The following is a 20,102-nucleotide window of genomic DNA, read 5'->3' as shown; positions in this document are numbered from 1 at the left end:
ATATCCCCCTCGTTTTAATATAAAAAAGAATACATTTTATTGCAAAACCTTTTTATTTGGATTGCTGATTGATATTAAATAATTAAAAATAAATATTATATTTATTGAGGTTATTATGGCAATTATTCCTTCAAGGAGGTTTCCCTGATATATTAGTATGGTAATAAGCCCCAGAGTTGCATTAAGTGCTAGCAAAATGATTACCGACGAAGTTTTACTCAAACCCATTTTCATTACCCTGTGGTGAATATGATCTGTCCCTGTATAGCTGAGTATGTTACGAAAACCGTTGACTTTCTTTTTAACAATTCTGTCTAAATTGGTAATAATCAGATCTGAGATTGGTAGTGCTAAAATAAGGAGAGGGATGATCATATCGATTATTTTGCCATTTCCCCATGTTCCGTATATTGAAATTATTGCTAAGAAAAAACCAATAAGATTGCTACCTGTATCACCAAGGAATGTAAGAGCATTTTTGCCTGGACGAAAATTATAGATAAAAAAGCCTAATAGAGTGCTTGCGAAAATTAAACTTAGTAAATACATAAAAATATCACCACCCAGATATGCAATAATCGCAAAAAATACCGATGTAATTATTCCAATTCCAGAAGCTAAACCATCTATTCCATCTAAGAAATTGATAGCATTTGTTATTGCTACAATCCATAAAATGGTTAATAATATTTCAATAATTCTGAAGAAAATATTCTCAGGCAAAAATGAAAATGAAACACCATAATAGATAACAATACTGCTGGCTAACAATTGGAGTATCAATTTTAACCATGCTGGTAAACCTTTAACATCATCAAATATTCCAGAGAATCCAATTATCATAGTGCCCAAGAATATTCCATTGAATTCATATGGCAGGTTTCTTATCAGGTTTGTTGCTGCGATAAAGACTATCAAAACCACAATACCACCAGTTTTTGGAGTGGGATGGTCATGGATGTGTCTTCCACCTGGTTTATCCACAATGTTAAATATTAGGGCAATTTTATTGAAAACAGGAATTAACCCAAAAGTAAATATAAACGGAGTTATTAAATAATATATGTAGATAGTTTTAGGATTGTTAAAAATATGAGCTATTTGTTTATTAAAGATTAGAAATATGAAAAAAATTAACGTGGGTATATATTTCAATAATGATTTTGACCTAATCATATATCGTCCTCAGAAAATCAACAATTACTTTAAAATCCTTTTTATCCAATTCTGGATAAATTGGTAACGAAAATTGTTTGTACCATGCCATTTCCGTATTCATTAGTTTTTCTTTGTTAGCATACATATGAAGTGGTTTATATACGGGTTTTCGTATGACAATTCCATATTCCAGAGCCTTTTTAATTACCTGGTCAGGTGAGAGGAATGAATGTGATGCTATAACTCGAAAATAATTGTAGTCGAAATTGTTTAGTTTGATATTTGGAATTTCTATATGGTCGCCAAGTATGGATAAATAATTGTCAAATATTTTTTTTCGAATTGAGATAAATGATTTTATTTTTGAAAGTTGAACATTTGTCACTGCTGCTTCAAGTTCATTCATTTTAAAATTAAATCTGAGGTTTAGATCATTTTTCTCGTCGTAATCTCGCATATCCATAACCTTATCATAGATTGATTCATCATCTGTTAATACTGCTCCTCCCTCACCACCACATATAAATTTTGTAGCATAGAATGAAGCAATAGAGATATAGCCAAAACTTCCTGTTTGTTTTCCTTTTATTTTTGATCCAATACTTTGGGCAATGTCTTCGATAACAGGGATTTCAAGTTTTAAAACTTCCTCTATATATCCTGGTTGTCCAAACATATGTGGAAATATTATTGCTCTTGTTTTTTCTGTTATTTTCTTTTTTATATCGACTACTGCTAAGTTGTAGGTTGTGAGTTCAATATCGCATAAGATTGGGGTTGCTCCCATAAGTTTTACTGCATGCCATAGAGCAGAGCAGGTGTATGAAGGGATGATTACTTCATCATCTTTACCAATATCCATTGCTTTTAGTGCAAGTATTAGAGCGGCTGTACCACTTGAGGTGCAGATACAATATTTTTTCCCAATAAATTCAGTTAAGTCTTTTTCAAGCCTTTTGACTCTTTCTCCCTGGGCAATATATCCGGATTTTATGACGTTTTCCAGGGCTTTTACCTCTTCTTTTCCTAATGATGGTTTGTTATGTGCTATCATATGTTTATAAATAACCTCAATGATTGAAATGCTTCTGCGAAATTTACCCTTGCTTGAACACCCCTGTATAGAGCGTTCGATCTAGATACGTCGAGTATTGAAATGTCTGAAATATTAGTTTTATGTACTTGAGATCTGTGAGCTAATAAGACCTTTTCTTTAATTTTTAAATATTTTTCTCCAAGATATACAAATACATTGGGATTGAAATTTTGTGTAGTTGGAGTTTCATAGAATAAAACATTTTTTATATATCTTGTAGCAGAGATAGTAATCTGAGCAAGATTTCTATGATCTTGGTGTGTATCATCATGGTAATTAACAAAAATCAGGTCAGGAGAAACTTCTCTAATCACCTTTTCGAGGTTCCATATAGTTTCTTTACTAACGGTTATATAGGTATCTCTATAGCCACCCCAGTATATTTTCTTAACGCCTAAAATTTTGGCTGATTCTATCTGCTCGTCAGATCTTACCCTACCATCTCCACCGGCGTCACCACTTGTTGCGACATATAGATATATCTCGTGACCCTTGTCTGAGTATTTTGCCAATGTTCCACCACATCCTATTTCTATATCATCAGGATGAGCACCTATAGCTATTATTTTCATTCTATACTCAGTTTCAATCATTTCATTTTCCTACTTATTATATCGACACTTTTTTTCCCTTCATTAAAAAGCAGATCTATTATTGATAAATTGGGTGTGAATTCGCCATATAGCTGATGATAAACAGGATGTTTGAAATCTTGGAATACCACTTTAATATTTTCTTTATCAAAAAGTTTAGTATTCAGGTAATCTTTAGCACCAATGCCCGATATGTACGTGTTAGCTCCGATTATTTTTAAGATGCTTATAATTTTCTCATCGGCTGACATCTGCTTGCCATCTGGATTATAATTTAATTTTGATGAAAATATAATTTTTTTGTTTATTTTTAAATAATCCAGAATCCATTTAATAGTTGTTATATTAAAATCAAGAAGTTTGTCATAGTCTCTTGAATAAATTTCTTCAAGATTTTTGATTATTTCATTGAAATAAGGTGCTTTTCTATAATATGTATAGAATGTATTTATGTGTTTTTTTTTCCAGTTATCTTTGTTATTTATCTGAACCTCGTTGATTTTCTGACCGAACTTATGAATAACTGGTACCGTTAACCACATCCATCCCTTATCGGTTTTAATTCTGTTTCTATTTTGCCACTCATTTTTTTTAAACTGGACGTCATCAAAAAAAACAAATATATCACTCTGGATTATCTTTGCAAAATATCCTATATATGGGAATGTTTGTGGTTGATGAATTGCACAAATCATATTAAATGTTTAAAATCACAGGGCTATTTAAATTATCGAAAATGTATGATAATAAAAAGAATAAAGGAGAACTGTCATGGATTTAATAATCAAAGCCTGTTTTGTAATTGGAATAGTTTCATTGATTATGGGAATAATTTCCCGTATGTTATTGGTTCCATTTTTTGTAGAAGCAAATGCATATTTAAGTTTTTCCGAGTTTTGTTTTATTGTGGCTATTGCTTTTATGCTATATAAAATTGCTTATAAAAAGTAGTTATTGCTTAATGACAAAAATGGGGTTTGTCGCTACTGAAATCCAATCCTTGGTGCCTATATAAATTTTGTAATAGAACTTTTTTTCTGAGGGCAGATTTATATCTTCAATCCACACATCAACAGGTTTATCAAAAATCATTTCTTTTATGAGCTGAGTTCCTCTAAATAAAAAGATGTTGATAGGTTTGGATATATTCTTTTTGAGTTTAATTTTTATATGTATTCTTGCCTCAGGGTAGGTAAGTATAAGGGTTTCACCAATAAAGGCTGAAGTATTAGTGTATGGATCGTGTATTGAAAAATCGTTAATTTCTATTAGATCACCAAAATAGCTACGAGTAGCATACATTCTTCCCTTTCTCATTGCTTCTATCACACCTTCCTGGGAGAATTCCTTTGCAAAAATGAATGTATTTGTTTCGTGAAGTAAGTCCAGATTATTTGATTCTTCAAAGTCGAGTTCCCCGATAACCCAGAATGGTTTTTTTCTCAGCCCAAGGCAATACTCTTTTAGAGCCATATCCCACAATCCGCCTGGTCTTCCTAGAGTTTTCATCCCTTCCCAGAAAATTGCAAATCCTGAATGATTTTTTGTCTGGTATACCAAATCGGGATATGCCTCAGTTGATATTTTTATTTGATTCTGCATAAAAGGGATATTAAGTGGTAAGGTCTCTTCATGTGTTACTTCTGGGTGTGCCCAGAAAACCAATCCACCATATTTGTTTACGTAATCAATCAAATATTGATAGGGTCCAGTTCCAGGGTCATTGGAATATTGTGTGTATTTTTTTGGTTTGAAAGGATATTCCGTTATTATTAAGATACAAACAATTATAAAAAATACTGTTGAGAGAGCAGGGGAGCGTACACCGTGCACTTTTCGTTTCAAATAAATCTTCTTTATTACATAAAACAGAAGCAAGAGTGCAATAGTGAAGTAGAAAAATAGTTTTAAAAAATAGTTAAAATTATTTGAGATATATTTAAGCGTATTTCCATTATAGTTATCATAAAAATTATTATTGTAAAGAGAGGGCAGTTTTTTATAATATTCTACACTGCTAATACCAAATATAAGGAGATGAGTGTGCCATCCATTGAGGATAAGATTTTTATCTAAGGGATTTCCTGTCCAGTAATAAAAAGGGACTGCCTCAATACCAGGTATGAAAATAGTATTATTATAAATTCTATCAAGATAGTTAATATAGGAAAAATAGTTTTCAAAGCCGTATTTCCTTACAGAGTTGCGTGAAATAGTAATTTTTAATAGATCTTGGAATGGTTTTATCCCATAGGAAACATCCATATTGTCGTGGTCTGTTATTATAGCTACATCAAGTTTTTCCTTTGTGATGATTTTTGCTAGTTCATTAAGAGAATATTTACCACCACTGACATTTGAGTCAAAGTGAATACCAGCTTTAAGCAAGTAATAACCGTCTTTAGCGTACAGAGATAAATTTAGGACAAAAACTGATGCAGTAATTATAGATATTATTTTAAGTTTCTTCATGTAAAACTTTATTGTATATTTTCTCTATTTTATTGACATAGTTTTCTATTGAGTATTGTAGACAAAAAGTTTTATTATATTCAATAAACATTTCTCTCTTATGTGGATTTTTATATAATTCTATTATTGATTTTGCAAGCATTTCAGCAGATTCAGACGGAATTAATATTCCATTTATATTATGTTTTATCAGATCAGGGATACCGCCGACTTTTGTTGCTACTATGGGTACACCAGCTGCCATTGCTTCTATGATAACTCTACCAAAGCCTTCATTTTTTGAAGTTACAACAAGCAAATCAGAATTGGCTAAAAATTTTTCTACACCAGAACTGTAACCGTGGAATACAACATTCTTTAAATTATTTGCCAGCGCATACCTTTTACAGTCATCTAGTATTTCACCATCTCCTATTATATCAAATTTAAAATTATATCCTTTTTGGTTAATCAATTTGACAGCTTCTAATAACATAAAGGGGTTTTTAATATTCGTAAGTCTTCCTATCCATGTTACTGTAAATTTATGCCCTTTATTTTTTTTTAAAAGAGCGAATTTATTAATGTCCACTCCGCAGCCAACTACAATAAATTTTTCCGGTCGAGCAATTCTCATTTTGATGTGGTCTAATCTACCAAGTTCGGTCAGATTTAAAATGTATTTTGTGTAATGGGACACTATCTTTTCCAACATTATAAAAAATAATGTTACAGTTTTTGGATAATAACCATAAAAGATATGGCCATGTGGGGAGTGCAAAGTTTTTCCGCATCCAGCGAGTTTAGCTGATATTCTTCCTATTATTCCTGCTTTTGAAGTATTTGTATGCACAATGTTTGGTTTTATGCTTTTTAATATGAAATATAGTTTTAAAAAGGCAATAAAATCTAAGATTGGATTTATGTCTCTAACTAATTCTTTGATTAGAATATATTTAATGCGATTTCTATTGCAGAAATCTTCTATTTCAAGAGATGGTGAACTTGTGATTCCACTTGCGAGATATACATCGTAACCTTTATTCCTCAGTCCTCTTGCTAATTGTAACGTTACGTCTGCTGAGCCACCAGCATCGAGTCTTGTTATGATAAGAGCGATTTTTATTTTTCTATTCCGCATATGAGTTTACAACGTCTATCATATTCTGTATTTTAGCTGTTGAAATTTGAGGATGTGTCGGCAGCAAAATCAGATGCTCTGCCAGATATAATGAATTTGGAAATGGTTCATTATTATTGTCAGGGGATAATTCGGGGTAAAAATGATGTATAGGTTTTTCATAAAGAAATGTGGTTTCTATCCCACAATCTAGCAATATGGATTCTATTTTATATTTACTATCCTTATTATTAACAAGTATTGGGAATTGGTTGTATGCTACATAGCAATCAGCGGGGATTTTGGGAACGGTGAGGTTTTTATTATCTTTTAAACCGTTATATAACATTTTACCATTTCGCCACCTCAGATGAGCTATATGATTATATCTTTTTGCTACACTTTCACCTAGCGAAGACTGTACTGTATTGTATTTAAAGGAATCAAAATCAGTATGGAGTGATGTGTACTTGTATTTTTCGATTAATTTTTGTAGCATGGTGTAAGTTACTGGTCTGACTGCAAGTGATAGTCCATAAATTTTTAAAAGGATTGATAGTATCTGTTTGGCAGATAATGAAGAGAAATTTTCATCTATAATTTCCATTGTTTTATTTAATAGATCCTTGTCTCTTATGTAAATAAGTCCACCTGTGAAATTAGAAACATTTTTACCTCTGTTAAATGAAAAGAAACCAAAGTCAGCTATTGTTCCGGTTTGTTTGCCATATATTTTTGAGCCAAAAGAGCTAGCAGCATCTTCTACAAGGAAAACTTGGGAACTTTTAAGCTGGTCCATTATCTTCTTAAAATCGGTGGGTATTCCAAACATATGTACAATGATAACGGCAAGGGTCTTTTCATCTATAGAATTTAGGAGTTTGTTTAAATCAATATTGAACGTGGTTGAATCAGTATCGATAAGCTTTGGATTTAGTCCGGCTTTTCTGATGGGGAGAGTCAAAGAGGGCGCAGTATAAGCAGGCAGGATAACGTCAGTTCTATTTTTATCTGATATTTTTTTGAATAGTAATAATAAAGCATAGAATGCAGAGGTGCCTGAATTGACTGCTATTATGTTGTTTGCATTTAGGTATCTTTTTACTTGATCTACAAAGTTTAGTAAGGAGTTTTCTTTTCTGAAAAATCCAAAGCTTGATTTTATAACGTCACCAATTGTATAAGGCGTCCCTGTGGAAGGTGTAATAATCTTTATCATTTCACTGTTTCCTTTTTTAAAATTATTATTTTATCTATGATGATAAAGGGAGTGAGTCTTACATTTATTATTTTTTTTATCGAAAAATTGTATTTATTTAAAATAGGTTTAAGTTCAGAAATTGAATATGTTCTTATTTTTAAAGGTATTTTTAATTGAGATATCTTGTATTTAATATTAAGTAATATATTCCTCTTATTTCGAATATCAAATATAATTATACAATCGTCTTTTACTACTCTCGAAAATTCACTTAAAAGTTTTTCAATTGTGTCTTTATTGAAATTCACAAAAGAATTTAAACAAAAAATTATATTAAAAGATTTATTTTTGAAAGGTAAAGAAGTACCATCACCATTAATTAAATTAGGCAATGGTAGCAAATTATCTTTTGATATATCAATTGCTTCTTTTAAAAGATCATATTTAATGTCGAGGCCGTATAGTATTTTATGATCAAACCTGTATTTTGAAAGCAGTTCTAGAAAGAGCAGGCAGTTGCCACAACCAACATCTAGAATATTGCCCTTATATTCCAATGCTAATTTAACTGCTATCTTTCTAACTTTAGTTGTTGTTTTCCCTAAGAATGCTTTTGGTTTGCTTATTTTCAGTAAATTTAGCTCTTTCATTATTTGATTTAATTCAGAATTTCATTTTCTATAGTAATAATTTCTCTGGCTTTTTTATCCCAAGTAAAGGATTGCCTTACACGATTTAAACCTCTATTGCCAAATTTAAATGAATTTTCAGGATTGGATAAAAAATATTCAATTGATTTAATAATTTCTTCAATATTAACAGGATCAATTACTAAACCTGTTTTACCATTTTCAACCGCATCGTAAACACCACCAAAATTACCGGCAATGATAGGTTTACCACAGGCACTTGCCTCGATAAATACAATACCAAATCCTTCATAATCACCTTTTAACAGTTTATTTGCCTCTGTTTGCCTGTTTAAAAGGATAAAAATATCGCAGAGGTTGTAGTATCTTGGTAATTCCTCATCAGGGACATAGCCGACAAATACAACGTAGTCTTCAAGTGCATAATTTTTTACAATGTTTTGCAATCTCTTTTCCTCCCTGCCAGATCCAACAATTAAATAAGTTAAATCGGGGTATTTGCTTTTTAACTTTGAAAGAGCTTCTATAACTTTGTCATGTCCCTTCCTTTCATCAAGTCTTCCAACGGTCAGCAGAATTTTTTTATCCCTTAGGTTAAATTTTTCTAAAAGGTGCTCATCCTTTTTCTGAGGGTAAAATCTCCCAATATCAACACCTGGAGTTATAACTTCAATTTTTTCTGGATTTATGCCAAATTCAATATACTCATTTTTTGTGAAATTGCTATTTGCAATTATTTTTGATGATGATTCTAAAAAAATTTTCATTATAGATGTAAAAAGTTTTAATCTACCAAATCTATAAGTTTCTGAACCATAGATGTAAATGACATATGGAATTTTAAATAATTTGTTCATAAACCAGCCTACAAATCCAGATGAGAGTACCTGTCCGCAGTGAATTATTTTTATTCTGTGTTTTAAATGCAGAATAAAAGTGTAAAAAAGATATATAAGCCCCTTCTTTATTTTTTCAAAAGTTTTGTTATTTATTGGAACTTTAACTCTGAAAACTCTATGAGGAAATTTCCTGTCAATTTTACGATAACTTCCGAATCTGGGCGCTATAATGATTCTTTTATCAGAAGGTAGCAACTTCCAGATTTCATAAAAATATGTTGAAATACCACTAATGATCGGTGGGAAATCACCGGGTATCAGAAGATTAATCTTTTTACACATCATCTTTATTCAGAGTTAAATAGCCAACAATGAAACCTGCCAGATAGGTAATTAAACTTAAAAGGTAGTATAGTTTTAGTTCCATGATCGAGATCACAATTTTGTATGAATAACGAAAAATTCTATATATGAGTCCTCTTTTTTCAATTACTTTCTGATTGTGTTTAAATGCAAGATCTACTACAAAATCCTTATAATACTTATTAACAAATGCAGCCATTTTACCGTTTCTATAAAACTGTTTGATGAACGAAGAAAAATTGTTCGGAGGTAGATGATGTATGTAGAGACCTGGTAGAACTACTACTCTGTATCCTGCCTTCCTTATCTCGTTTCTTAAATATGGATCAAGTCCCCTTGGTATCAATTCGTTTTCCCCACCAATTTCGTAGAATACTTTATTTGGAATTATACAGCAGGGGTGTTCTGCAAGATCACTATCAATTATTTCATTTACGATTGGCGAGGTTCTTCGTGGTATTTGAGTCATGACCTTTTTTATAAATGACTTTGCGTCCGATGGTATTACATTGGAAACACCAGCCATTCCTATATCAGGTTGCTTTTCGATGTAATATACCATCTTTTCAAAGAGAAAATTCTGGGTTATTTGAGTATCGTCATCAAGGATTAATAGGTATTTTCCTTTAGCAATTGACGCACCGCAGTTAATTGCCCGCCCTTGTCTTGTATCTCCGATTACCAGTATTAACTCCCAATTTTTAAATGTCTGTTCTTTTATGGAATTAATAAGTTTTTGCAGGTATCCTCCTCTTTTTTTGTCTAATGTTGGTATTATAATACTTAACTTAACACTTTCAACTGGACAGTTCCGATAAACCTCAAGCTTTCCCTTTGGAGGATCATTCCGATATCTAACAAAATCTCTTTTCATGAATGAAGGTATTTATTATAGGACTTAGACTTAAGTATAGTTTTATGTTCCTGTGATTTCTTCGCTTTTTAATCTTGATATAAAATATCTTATTTTTCCCGATGGATCAGGATTAATATTCTTTACAGGTATATATTCGATTTTTATTTGATTTGTTTTAAGATATTTGTATACGAGTTTAGAGAAAATGTTAAGGTCCTCTTGTTTGAAGGAGTCTGATGGGACATAATATATTATAAAGGAAGATGGTTCATTTTGAATTATTTGATATTGAATGAAGGGATGTTTGCCCATTTCAAAAAGTTCTTTGCTTACATATCCAAAAATTTTACTTGAAAAACGATCCCCATTTTTCATGATAATTACTTCTGTTATTCTTCCAAAGTCAAGCTTCATAATAGGTAGAGTTCGTCCACATGAACACTTTGTATCGATCCAATCCCCTATGTCGCCGACTCTGTAGCGAATAAATGGCATATATATATTTGTCAATGATGTCGCCACTATTTCTTTGAACCCTAATTCATTTTGAATGAATTCGAGAAATACATTTTCAATTGATACATGCCAGTTACCATGAGGACATTCGTAGGCGAATCCTCCTAATTCAGAACAACCGTATTCGTTGGCTACTGGTACGTTGAATGTGGATTCAACAAGGGCTCTTTCATTTGGAAAGAGCATCTCAGCAGTTACAAAAATAGCTTTAAGTCTACTCGGTGCAGGAATATTGTTTTTTTTATAGAATAAAGCGAGGTTATATATGCTGTTTGAATATCCGTATATATATACAGGATTAAATGAATTAATTCTTCGAGTATATTTTTTTAAATCTTGTTTTGTATATTCAAATCCTGAAATAAGCAAGGTATTACGAATGAGTGCTTTTAAAGGATCAATTATTCTTTTTATTGGAGAGTGAATATGGCGACCCCAGATAGCTACCTCGGGATCACCTATTTTTATATTGAACCAGCTCCTTCCGCGCCATCGGCTTGCCCAATCCCAACTGTCATATTCATTTGAAACGTAGAATTTTAATGGTATTCCTGTGGAACCACTTGTCTTGCAAAAATATATCTTACCTTTGTAATTGCGATTAATTAGTCTATTAAAATTTCTGATTATGTCTTCTTTATCGAGAATGGGTAGGTTCTTTATATCTTCAGGTTTTTGTAAATCATCAGGATGGAAACTATACTGTTTAAAAGTTTCTTGATAATAGGGGACATTTCTATAAGCTGAATCTATAATGTATTTGAGTCTTCTGAATTGTAGCTGTTTCAATTCTTCTATAGGTTTATATTCATTTTTCTTTAGTTCTTCAAAATATTTAATAACATTTTGTCCTTTTATTTTTTGAGTAATTGGGTAGTAGATATTTTTAATGAAAGAGCTATAACTCATTTTGGGCTATTAGCTCCTGTACAAATAATTGTATGCATTTACATAGCTTAAGGCCGTTTTTTCCCAGGGAAATTTCCTGACCTGATTGTATCCCATTTTTATTAAACTTTCTCTAAATTCTTTATCATGTACGATTTGTTCTAATCCCTGACAAATCTCTTCAATACTGAATGGATTAACCTTCAGTGCAGCATCTCCAACAATTTCTGGAATTGATGAAGTGTTACTGGTTAATACTGGTACACCACAGGCCATAGCTTCGAGGGGTGGATATCCAAATCCTTCATATATCGATGGATAGCAAAGAGCCTTTGCATTTGATATTAGTAAATGTATGTCTTTGAAGGTTGAAAATCCTGTTATGATAACTTTATTCTCAAAAGAGCTGATATCTAAATTATTTATTCTTAAGTATTTGTTGAAATCGTATTTATCTACACCTGCTATTAGAATGTCGGGGAATGATTTATCATTATGAATTGCTTTTTCATATGCCATGAGTAGCCTGTTTAAATTTTTTCTTTTATCCAGTGGACCAAGAAATATTATATAAGACCTGCTTGTTTTAAATTTAAAGTGTTGGGACTGAAGGGAGCTTTTTAATTTATCAGGATATTTATAGTCAAAGCCATTATATATAACTCTAATTTTTTCTTCGTCAATCCCGAAGTACTTTTGTATTTCTTTTTTCATAAAATTTGATATTGTGATTATTAAATCTGAGTGTTTAAGGGAAATTTCAATTTGCTTTCTATAAGAATCTACTTCTTTTGTTGAGTAGAGATCTGGATGAGCAATAAATCGACAATCATGTATATTTAAAAGGGTTTTGATTTTTTTCGTTGGTGGCATTAATCTATGTAAGGAATGGAAGATATCCATTTTAGGGAAATATGAGTCTATTGGTACTTTACAATAACTCCATATGAATTTGATTAATCTGCGAGGAATCTGTAGTTTATAAAGTTCTACACTATCAAATTTTAGAGAGGATCGATATTCTTTCTTGAAGTAGTTAAAAAAAAGTATGTATTCATTATCATTATCGATTTCTAAAAGATATTTAATTAAATTCCTTGCCATGTTGGAAAGACCTGAATAAGGGTTTAATACTAGACAGCTTACATCTATTGTGATTTTCAATATTCAACCTGTTCTTTTAACTTTTAAGTTATTCTATTTTCTATTATGTCTTTGTAAAAAGAGTAAGTTTCTTCAGCACATCTCTTCCAAGTGTATTTAGATGAATGGGTCAATCCTTTTTTGGTTAAATTTTTAGAGAAGTCAGGGTCGTTTAATATTTTTCTTACTGCTTTGGCAATTTCTTCAGGATTATAAGGGTCTACTTTAATTGCAGCATCATTAACTGTTTCTGGCAGGGACGATACATTTGATGTAACTACTGGAGTTCCGCACGCCATTGCCTCAAGTGGAGGTGACGCCCATCCTTCAGTAAAGCTTGGGAATACAAAACATTTTGCCCCGTTATATAATACTGGTAAATCTCTGCCTTCTTGAGGTAGGAAAGGAATAATCTTTATTCTATTTTGGATTTTATATTTGTTAAGCAGATTTTCAAGGTAATTATTTTTTCTTGAAGTTTTCCCGACTAAAATGAGAGCCATGTTTTTAAATTCGTCTTTAATTATATAAAATGCTTCTAAGATTCCATGTATATTTTTATGGGGTTCCAGTCCACCAACAAATAAAATATAGGGGCTTTCTATTTTAAATTTTTCTTTAAGTATTTTTTTTACTCTATTCTTTTCAATCGGGTGAAATTCTTCACCAACACCCAGCGGTATAACTCTTATACTATTAGATTTTATTGATGAAAAAACCTTTAAAAATTCCCTTTTTGTATGTTCGGAGACGGCAATAAAATAATTTGCGATTTTACAGGCTTTAATCAGATTTTTTTGTTTCTCTTTTACATAATCTGGATCGAGCAAATCCGGTCTTGAGAAATATGCAATTCCGTGTAGTGTGATTATATAGTTATGTAGCTTTAAAGTTGGATGGTTATCGCCAAGAGCGTGGAATATATCAACTTTAGTGAAAGACGGGTTAATGTTAATTAGCCCAATATACTCCCAATATAAGTTTTTGAATCTGAGGGGGATTGGCATATGTTTTCTAATAAAATTATCCTTCTTTTTTATTATCGAATCAATCTCATTACATTTACCTCTAAAAAAGTTCGTGAATATTATAAAGTTATCTTCATATCCTTTTTCAAAGAAGGCGTGTATGAGGCTTTTTGTATAACGTTTTATTGCTCTTAATCCCGTATATGCACTAGTGGCTTCTAAGACTATGTTCATATTGTGCAATTAATTATTAGTTTTGATTTTGGTTGACCAGTCATAGTTGATTGATGAATTGTTGGGAATTGTATTCTTTGGGGTTTTACCCTTGAGCAGTAAAGAGTAAAAATGCCATTTCCATAATTCCATTAAAGTATAGCGGTCTTTTTTTAATAGAATCTTTGATAGAAGAACGATAGAAATTATCGTCCAGATTGTAAAAAATGAAATCCAGGCATAAGCAAGTCCATAATATTTTCTGAAAAATAAATAGATACTATTTAGCAAGATTTTTTCGGTAACAATTGATTTACTTAGATTACTTCCTTTGCCTTGAAGATGTGCGATTATGGCTCTTTTCGTGAGGTAGATTTTATAATTGAGTTTTTTTAATCTTATAGCAATGTCATCTTCCTCCCAGTATAGGAATAAACGTGGATCAAAAAGTCCAGCTTTAAGAAGAGCTTCTCTTCTGAAAATACCAAAAGATCCTTCAATCCTTGAAACTTCAATATGATCTTTAATTTCAACCATTTTCCATGATTTTAAGAACTTAGCTTTTGGCAGTTTATACCTCAAGCCTGTGTAATAAACTATCCTTGAAAATAGATTCTCGTATTTTATATTTGCTGCAACTTTTTTATCGGGAAATAGCGAATTGATGGTTAAACTTTTCGGGATTTCTGTACAATGTGCTATCAGTCCAGAGACGGCAGCAGCTTCGGGATGCTCTTTTAGGAATATAATAAGCTCATTAAATCCTCCTGGTTCAACTATGACATCTGGATTCATCAGAGCAACATAAGGAGTTTTAGCAATTTTTATCCCCTCATTTAATGCTGCTCCATAGCCCATGTTTTCGTTTAATTTGACCAGATGTACATCAGGGTGATAGCGATTAATGTAATTCTGGATATCATCAGATGAACAATTATCAGATATGATAATTTCGCATTGCTCATCTTGCAAAGCATTTTTCAAGTGTACAAGGAAGTGGGGTAGGATATCCATGGAATTGTAAGTAACAACGATTATTGTTAATTCGTTCGATAACATTTTAATGAATTGTTTTTATACCTCCTCTTTGAGAATATCTTCAATTTTAGATAGAATTTTTCTGGTAACCTTTTCCCAAGTCAATTCTTTTACGACATATTTGTACAGGTTTTCTGCTTTTTGCTGGGCTTCATCGTAGTTTTTGAATATATATAATATTTTGTATGCTAATTTTTTGGGATTTTCTGGAGGAACTAAAAATATATTATTTTTAATTTCAATTGGATATTCGTCAATCATAAAATCGCTGGCTATAATTGGTATTTTGTTTATTGCATATGATCCAAATCTTGTTGTTATAGGGCCTCCATTCATTACTCCCTTTTTTGTAAGATTCATTAACCCAATGTTAATATACTTCAAATAATGTTTTAATACCGATGGATTTATAAATCCGGTTATTGTAATATTATTATGTAGGTTTAATTTGCTTACAAGCTTCTGAATATAGCTTTTATCAGGACCATCTCCAATAAATAGTAAATGTATATTTTTAATCTCTTTTTTGAGTAAATATAAAGACATGATTGTACTGTATAGATCATAGCATTTCCATATTGTACCTAAAAATCCCAGACAGAATTTATCCTTTAAATATTCTAAATCATCGTCTGAGATATACGGTGAATCTAAATTACTCTCCTCAACACCATTTATTAAAAATATAATTTTATTATTTGGTATCATATAAGATTTACTAATATGTGTTCTTAGGTATGGAGTAGAAGTTACTATTAGTTTAGCTATATTGAAATTATTACTTTGATCTCTATATATTTTATGATATCTCTTTTCTCTTTTATTGACACTGAGCAGGCGATTTCCGTTAACTTCTATAATTAGTGGTAATTTTGAAATTTTAGAAAGCCATCTTGGAAATGGATTGTAAATCATTTCGCGTATATATATAAAATTGATATCTTTATATTTAAAAAGTATAATTATAATAGAAGTAATGAAACTTAATAAGTAAAAGTAAAATCTCCCGAATTCATTATATATGGCAGGATAAATGAAATGAAAGTTTATATTTTTATATGAAATTTCCCTTTTTGGCTTGGGAAAGATTGCATATACAATACAGTTATTTTTAGCCATGCCCTTCAGAAATTCTATTGGATGGGTACTTGATGCATTGTGTATATCAAGATCAACAGAAGCAATATATAAAAATTTAATAGAGCTTTTCATTGTTAAATAATAGTATCAAATCCACTTAAAATATTTTTTTATTAATTTACACTTTTTTAAAGATGGAAACATATGGTTAAAAATATCTGATAAGATTTCAGATTTTGAAGCAAAGACTAGTATAGTATATATCAGAATCCCTGTTATAACCAATATTGCCAATTGAATTATATTTTGCATTCTGTTTAAAGGTGTTATATGGCGCAGTAATTCTACTATTGATGCCATTATAATGGAGCATATTGTAGGAGTTGTAAAATGTTTAAAAAAATCGATATTCCTGAGTTTTATTAACCTATTTGCCAGAAAGATATTTATAAACACAAATGAAGTATTTAAAAAGAAAAGAACATAAACTATACCCATAATGTTATAATACATAAAACCGTATATAAGTCCAATTATTGTCAGTGGAATATTTATAATTTTTAAGTATAAAGGAATGTGAGGGTATCCAAGTGAGTTAAAAATTGTTCCTGTGAAACTATTCAGGCTTTGAATAGCCCCTAATATGGAAAAGACTCTTAATATAGGTATTGTTTTTTCCCAATTTTCACCGTAAATCCCAAGGATAAAAGGCTGAGAAACAGCCCACATCCCTAACATTAATGGTAATGCAAAGAATGCAACTATGCGTGTGCTTCTTATATAGACATTTTGGATTTCTTTTATTTCAGATTTAAGTTTTGAAAGAGTAGGAAACATCACTTTGCGAATTGAATTAGTCAGGTTTGTTATAGGTAGACGCATTAAACCAAAGGCTCGATTGTAAATTCCTAGGTTATATTCACCGGATAATTTGCCAATAATAAAATTATCAATGTTTAATTTAACAGAATCAAAAATTGTATTTAATGTAATTATACTTCCAAATGGGAATAACTGTTTGATTGTACTAATATTAATAATAAGAGATGGGTACCAATCTGTTATTACTATGAAAATTATAAATGTTATTATGTTTCCAATCAAAATTTGCCAGACTAACGCCCATGCACCGAATCCCAGTATTGCTAATATTATGGCAGCGATGGAGCTTAATACAATCGAAAGTACATCAATGATTGTTAAAGTTCTAAAATCCAATTTTATAAAATATATTGTTCTAAAAATAGATGACATAGAGGCGAATAAAAATGAGAATGATAAAAGCTTAGTAAGAGCTATTAATTTTTGGTTTTCGTATATATTTGCTATGAAAGATGCCCCAAAATAAAAAGTAACCGTGAATACAATTCCAAGAAAAAGGTTAGTCCAGAAAACTGTGGAGTATTCTGTTTTGGATACATTTGCTTTTTGAATTAATGCATGGTTAAGTCCAATATCTCTTATAACATGTGCGAAATTTATAAAAACTAATATCATTCCTAATAATCCAAACTGAGAAGGATCAATCAGTCTCGCTAAAATAATACCGACAATTGTTTGTATTATGATTATTAATGTATTATTTAATGTAGACCACTTTATACCAGATTTGTATTTAGATTTTATTAGTTGAGTATCAGTCATTTATCTTTTTATGCATTTAGATATATTTAATTCCAGATCTTGGACGGACCAGATTTTTTAAAAACTCGCCTAAGTATCTATTGTGGTTTGCCGCAAAGGAATTGAAACAATCAGCTATTTTCATTCTCATTCGGAGAGGTCTCCAGACTGAATTTAGCCATTTAGTTTTTTCTTTCGCAGAGCCAGTTCTCCGACCAAATTTTTCTAACGTATGTAAAACATCTTGTATAACAACTTCAACTGACGGCTGCCATCCTAAACTGCGGTAAAATACAGGAGTTCCGAGAGGATTCCAAGTAGCGTTGTACCTCACTTCTGTTGGAATTGGCCAGGGTCCACCTGCCATGATTTTCTCGGAACCAGGACCCCAAACGTAATGTGGACAACCACATAAACTGGCTAAATGTAATCCCCCGGTTGATGCACCGATTGCTAAATCTGATGAAGAAAGTTGTTTCAACCCTTCGTCTAAATTATTTTTAAAGAATGAACATTTAATGCCATATTTATCGAGTTTGTATTTAAGATTATGCCACCATTCTTCTGGCAGATTTATTTCCTTCATGAAAGAACGATTTCTTCTTACAAAAAGTACAAGAGGTGTTTCTGAATTAGTCTGGGAGGTACCAAATCTGATAAATTTTTGGTATGGAGGGTACGTAGGTATCCATGGTAGTTCTCCGTATTTAAATGGAATATATATGCCGAGGTTTTTTACGATGTATCTTTCTGAAATATATTTTATTGCTTCTTTTATTTTATCCTGACACCATTTTATTAACCCTCTTTTCTGTTTGTTATTAAGTTTATATCTAAAAGTTCCATTTGCAAAGCCAATATTGTCTGGCAGTTTGACAGAGTAATAAAGTGCAAAATCTTCATATAATTTCTCTTTTTCTTTGCTACCAATTACAATTACTTTTTCAAAATACCTGGATAATGCTCTAATTCTAGCCTGAAAAGCCATTAACTCCCATCCAAATTCTCCTATCCATGGTCCTGCTATCAAAACTGATTTTATCATAAGGTGCTAAATCGCTATTTTTTTTATTTGAAGTATTTTAATATTTTAAAATATAGGCTATTTAGCTTTAGAAATGATAAATAGTGTTGAAGTATTAGTATTAGTGTTCTTTTATTTGAACATTTAGGTAGTATAGGTATAATATTTGAGCGATTCAGATATCTTTTTATGTCATCTAGTCCAGATAGTATGGTTCCATTATTGGTATTTAGCATTATGGAAGGTGCTGATTTTATTTCTTCACCTAAATTTTTGTACGTAACAGATAGTTTATAAAAAAGCTTTTTATCTATTCTGGTCGTTCTTTTCCTTTTCACCGGTAGGATTATTCTTCTTCCAATATATAGTTCAATAATTTTTTGGAAATCCCAGATATATTCATATTTAATTGATAATACAGGATATTTATGTCGCTTGGCCCATGTTTTATAAACATTTTCGTAACCCAGGTCATCTCTATTTATTATATCAGGTATTTTGTTGGATGTATAACCTAAATTCCTAAAATGTTGCCAACCGAATCTTTTTTGTAGGGTGGAAGCAACAGCTATAATTGGATCTCCAAAAAGAAAAATTGTTTTAATGTCCCCTGGAAGATATTCAGGGGCTGGAAGATGGGTTTTTAAAAACGGAACATCCGGAATGTATTCAAAGTCAGTTATAGTGGCGCAATGTCTATTTCTGGGAGTATATTCCCCGGGTGGAAATCCACCGATTGCTCTGAGTAACATTGTTGAGCCACATCGTGGTATACTTGCTATTAATAGTCTCATATTACCTGTTAAGCGCAAAGCCTCAATGCAGAATGCATAATGCAAATTGAAAAATGCAAAATCGCCTTTTGTCAGATTTGGCTTTTGTACTCAAAATGTAGACAGAAATAAATTTGACTTTTGCACTTTGCAATCTTCATTTTGCAATTGCCGTAAGGCTATCTTGCCCTTCGGGAAATCGCCTTCAGCGACTACGTTAATACAAGACGTTAAGCGCAAAGGCTCAATGCAGAATGCAGAATGAAAATTTAAAAATGCAAAATCGCCTTTTGTCAGATTTGGCTTTTGTACTCAAAATGTAGACAGAAATAAATTTGACTTTTGCACTTTGCAATCTTCATTTTGCAATTGCTATAAGGCTATCTTGCACTTCGGTAAATCGCCTTCAGCGACTACGTTAATACAAGACGTTAAGCGCAAAGGCTCAATGCAGAATGCAGAATGAAAATTTAAAAATGCAAAATCGCCTTTTGTCAGATTTGGCTTTT

19 protein-coding genes are annotated in these 20,102 nt (G+C 31.4%); 1 reads left to right on the top strand and 18 read right to left on the bottom strand.

Annotated elements, in window-relative coordinates; all coding sequences use genetic code 11:
* Positions 1-36: 36 nt before the first annotated feature.
* The 4 genes from H0Z29_11365 to H0Z29_11350 are packed head-to-tail and all read right to left on the bottom strand — an operon-like array spanning position 37 to position 3,542.
* Positions 37-1,176, bottom strand: a complete 1,140-nt coding sequence (locus H0Z29_11365; GenBank protein MBO8132088.1) for an undecaprenyl/decaprenyl-phosphate alpha-N-acetylglucosaminyl 1-phosphate transferase — start codon at positions 1,174-1,176, stop codon at positions 37-39.
* Positions 1,169-2,212, bottom strand: a complete 1,044-nt coding sequence (locus tag H0Z29_11360) for a DegT/DnrJ/EryC1/StrS family aminotransferase (protein ID MBO8132087.1) — start codon at positions 2,210-2,212, stop codon at positions 1,169-1,171. Before H0Z29_11360 ends, H0Z29_11365 begins: the two co-directional genes overlap by 8 nt.
* The gene (locus H0Z29_11355; protein ID MBO8132086.1) at positions 2,209-2,847 is read right to left on the bottom strand and encodes a PIG-L family deacetylase; all 639 of its coding nucleotides are present in this window, start codon (positions 2,845-2,847) and stop codon (positions 2,209-2,211) included. Before H0Z29_11355 ends, H0Z29_11360 begins: the two co-directional genes overlap by 4 nt.
* Entirely contained in the window at positions 2,844-3,542 is a 699-nt protein-coding gene (locus H0Z29_11350; protein ID MBO8132085.1) for a WbqC family protein, read from the bottom strand. Before H0Z29_11350 ends, H0Z29_11355 begins: the two co-directional genes overlap by 4 nt.
* 76 nt (positions 3,543-3,618) lie before the next feature.
* On the opposite strand from H0Z29_11350, the gene H0Z29_11345 reads away from it, so the two are divergent.
* On the top strand, positions 3,619-3,798 hold the full coding sequence (locus H0Z29_11345) for a hypothetical protein (protein MBO8132084.1): 180 nt from the start codon (positions 3,619-3,621) through the stop codon (positions 3,796-3,798).
* Here the strand turns inward: H0Z29_11345 and H0Z29_11340 are convergent, their stop codons facing one another.
* From H0Z29_11340 to H0Z29_11275, 14 genes are all read right to left on the bottom strand, one after another.
* Entirely contained in the window at positions 3,799-5,319 is a 1,521-nt protein-coding gene (locus H0Z29_11340; GenBank protein ID MBO8132083.1) for a hypothetical protein, read from the bottom strand.
* The gene (locus H0Z29_11335) at positions 5,306-6,439 is read right to left on the bottom strand and encodes a glycosyltransferase family 4 protein (protein ID MBO8132082.1); all 1,134 of its coding nucleotides are present in this window, start codon (positions 6,437-6,439) and stop codon (positions 5,306-5,308) included. The genes H0Z29_11340 and H0Z29_11335 overlap by 14 nt, the downstream gene beginning before the upstream one ends.
* Positions 6,429-7,637 (bottom strand): aminotransferase class V-fold PLP-dependent enzyme, encoded by a 1,209-nt coding sequence (locus H0Z29_11330; protein ID MBO8132081.1) that lies wholly within the window; start codon positions 7,635-7,637, stop codon positions 6,429-6,431. Before H0Z29_11330 ends, H0Z29_11335 begins: the two co-directional genes overlap by 11 nt.
* Positions 7,634-8,269, bottom strand: a complete 636-nt coding sequence (locus H0Z29_11325; protein MBO8132080.1) for a class I SAM-dependent methyltransferase — start codon at positions 8,267-8,269, stop codon at positions 7,634-7,636. Before H0Z29_11325 ends, H0Z29_11330 begins: the two co-directional genes overlap by 4 nt.
* Before the next feature lie 8 nt (positions 8,270-8,277).
* Complete coding sequence (locus H0Z29_11320; GenBank protein MBO8132079.1) at positions 8,278-9,450, bottom strand: glycosyltransferase family 4 protein; 1,173 nt, start codon at positions 9,448-9,450, stop codon at positions 8,278-8,280.
* Positions 9,443-10,345: a glycosyltransferase gene (locus H0Z29_11315; GenBank protein ID MBO8132078.1), complete on the bottom strand. Its 903-nt coding sequence runs from the start codon at positions 10,343-10,345 to the stop codon at positions 9,443-9,445. The genes H0Z29_11320 and H0Z29_11315 overlap by 8 nt, the downstream gene beginning before the upstream one ends.
* A gap of 42 nt (positions 10,346-10,387) precedes the next feature.
* Positions 10,388-11,752 carry a phenylacetate--CoA ligase family protein gene (locus H0Z29_11310; GenBank protein MBO8132077.1) on the bottom strand — a complete coding sequence of 455 codons (1,365 nt, stop codon included), beginning with the start codon at positions 11,750-11,752 and terminating at the stop codon, positions 10,388-10,390.
* A 9-nt stretch (positions 11,753-11,761) separates the two neighbouring features.
* Positions 11,762-12,835 (bottom strand): glycosyltransferase family 4 protein, encoded by a 1,074-nt coding sequence (locus H0Z29_11305; GenBank protein MBO8132076.1) that lies wholly within the window; start codon positions 12,833-12,835, stop codon positions 11,762-11,764.
* Positions 12,836-12,918: 83 nt separating this feature from the next.
* Positions 12,919-14,076, bottom strand: a complete 1,158-nt coding sequence (locus H0Z29_11300) for a glycosyltransferase family 4 protein (protein ID MBO8132075.1) — start codon at positions 14,074-14,076, stop codon at positions 12,919-12,921.
* A gap of 9 nt (positions 14,077-14,085) precedes the next feature.
* Entirely contained in the window at positions 14,086-15,114 is a 1,029-nt protein-coding gene (locus H0Z29_11295; protein ID MBO8132074.1) for a glycosyltransferase family 2 protein, read from the bottom strand.
* Positions 15,115-15,129: 15 nt separating this feature from the next.
* The gene (locus tag H0Z29_11290; protein MBO8132073.1) at positions 15,130-16,008 is read right to left on the bottom strand and encodes a glycosyltransferase; all 879 of its coding nucleotides are present in this window, start codon (positions 16,006-16,008) and stop codon (positions 15,130-15,132) included.
* A gap of 312 nt (positions 16,009-16,320) precedes the next feature.
* Positions 16,321-17,817: a lipopolysaccharide biosynthesis protein gene (locus tag H0Z29_11285; GenBank protein MBO8132072.1), complete on the bottom strand. Its 1,497-nt coding sequence runs from the start codon at positions 17,815-17,817 to the stop codon at positions 16,321-16,323.
* A gap of 16 nt (positions 17,818-17,833) precedes the next feature.
* Positions 17,834-18,841, bottom strand: coding sequence for a hypothetical protein (locus H0Z29_11280; GenBank protein ID MBO8132071.1), 1,008 nt, complete (start codon positions 18,839-18,841; stop codon positions 17,834-17,836).
* A gap of 23 nt (positions 18,842-18,864) precedes the next feature.
* Positions 18,865-19,614, bottom strand: coding sequence for a hypothetical protein (locus tag H0Z29_11275; GenBank protein MBO8132070.1), 750 nt, complete (start codon positions 19,612-19,614; stop codon positions 18,865-18,867).
* Between the last annotated feature and the right edge of the window lie 488 nt (positions 19,615-20,102).

Source organism: Candidatus Neomarinimicrobiota bacterium (genome assembly GCA_017656425.1).
In the GTDB taxonomy this organism is placed as follows: Bacteria; Fidelibacterota; UBA2242; order UBA2242; family B5-G15; genus JACDNV01.
Note: the sequence above shows the minus strand (reverse complement) of the source record. Positions and strands in the feature narration are given on the sequence as shown.

Excerpts from the sequence above, each read along its gene's own strand:
- H0Z29_11365 (MBO8132088.1), bottom strand. The coding sequence starts at position 1,176 with ATGATTAGGTCAAAATCATTATTGAAATATATACCCACGTTAATTTTT.
- H0Z29_11360 (MBO8132087.1), bottom strand. The coding sequence starts at position 2,212 with ATGATAGCACATAACAAACCATCATTAGGAAAAGAAGAGGTAAAAGCC.
- H0Z29_11355 (MBO8132086.1), bottom strand. The coding sequence starts at position 2,847 with ATGATTGAAACTGAGTATAGAATGAAAATAATAGCTATAGGTGCTCAT.
- H0Z29_11350 (MBO8132085.1), bottom strand. The coding sequence starts at position 3,542 with ATGATTTGTGCAATTCATCAACCACAAACATTCCCATATATAGGATAT.
- H0Z29_11345 (MBO8132084.1), top strand. The coding sequence starts at position 3,619 with ATGGATTTAATAATCAAAGCCTGTTTTGTAATTGGAATAGTTTCATTG.
- H0Z29_11340 (MBO8132083.1), bottom strand. The coding sequence starts at position 5,319 with ATGAAGAAACTTAAAATAATATCTATAATTACTGCATCAGTTTTTGTC.
- H0Z29_11335 (MBO8132082.1), bottom strand. The coding sequence starts at position 6,439 with ATGCGGAATAGAAAAATAAAAATCGCTCTTATCATAACAAGACTCGAT.
- H0Z29_11330 (MBO8132081.1), bottom strand. The coding sequence starts at position 7,637 with ATGATAAAGATTATTACACCTTCCACAGGGACGCCTTATACAATTGGT.
- H0Z29_11325 (MBO8132080.1), bottom strand. The coding sequence starts at position 8,269 with ATGAAAGAGCTAAATTTACTGAAAATAAGCAAACCAAAAGCATTCTTA.
- H0Z29_11320 (MBO8132079.1), bottom strand. The coding sequence starts at position 9,450 with ATGTGTAAAAAGATTAATCTTCTGATACCCGGTGATTTCCCACCGATC.
- H0Z29_11315 (MBO8132078.1), bottom strand. The coding sequence starts at position 10,345 with ATGAAAAGAGATTTTGTTAGATATCGGAATGATCCTCCAAAGGGAAAG.
- H0Z29_11310 (MBO8132077.1), bottom strand. The coding sequence starts at position 11,752 with ATGAGTTATAGCTCTTTCATTAAAAATATCTACTACCCAATTACTCAA.
- H0Z29_11305 (MBO8132076.1), bottom strand. The coding sequence starts at position 12,835 with ATGGCAAGGAATTTAATTAAATATCTTTTAGAAATCGATAATGATAAT.
- H0Z29_11300 (MBO8132075.1), bottom strand. The coding sequence starts at position 14,076 with ATGAACATAGTCTTAGAAGCCACTAGTGCATATACGGGATTAAGAGCA.
- H0Z29_11295 (MBO8132074.1), bottom strand. The coding sequence starts at position 15,114 with ATGTTATCGAACGAATTAACAATAATCGTTGTTACTTACAATTCCATG.
- H0Z29_11290 (MBO8132073.1), bottom strand. The coding sequence starts at position 16,008 with ATGATTTACAATCCATTTCCAAGATGGCTTTCTAAAATTTCAAAATTA.
- H0Z29_11285 (MBO8132072.1), bottom strand. The coding sequence starts at position 17,817 with ATGACTGATACTCAACTAATAAAATCTAAATACAAATCTGGTATAAAG.
- H0Z29_11280 (MBO8132071.1), bottom strand. The coding sequence starts at position 18,841 with ATGATAAAATCAGTTTTGATAGCAGGACCATGGATAGGAGAATTTGGA.
- H0Z29_11275 (MBO8132070.1), bottom strand. The coding sequence starts at position 19,614 with ATGAGACTATTAATAGCAAGTATACCACGATGTGGCTCAACAATGTTA.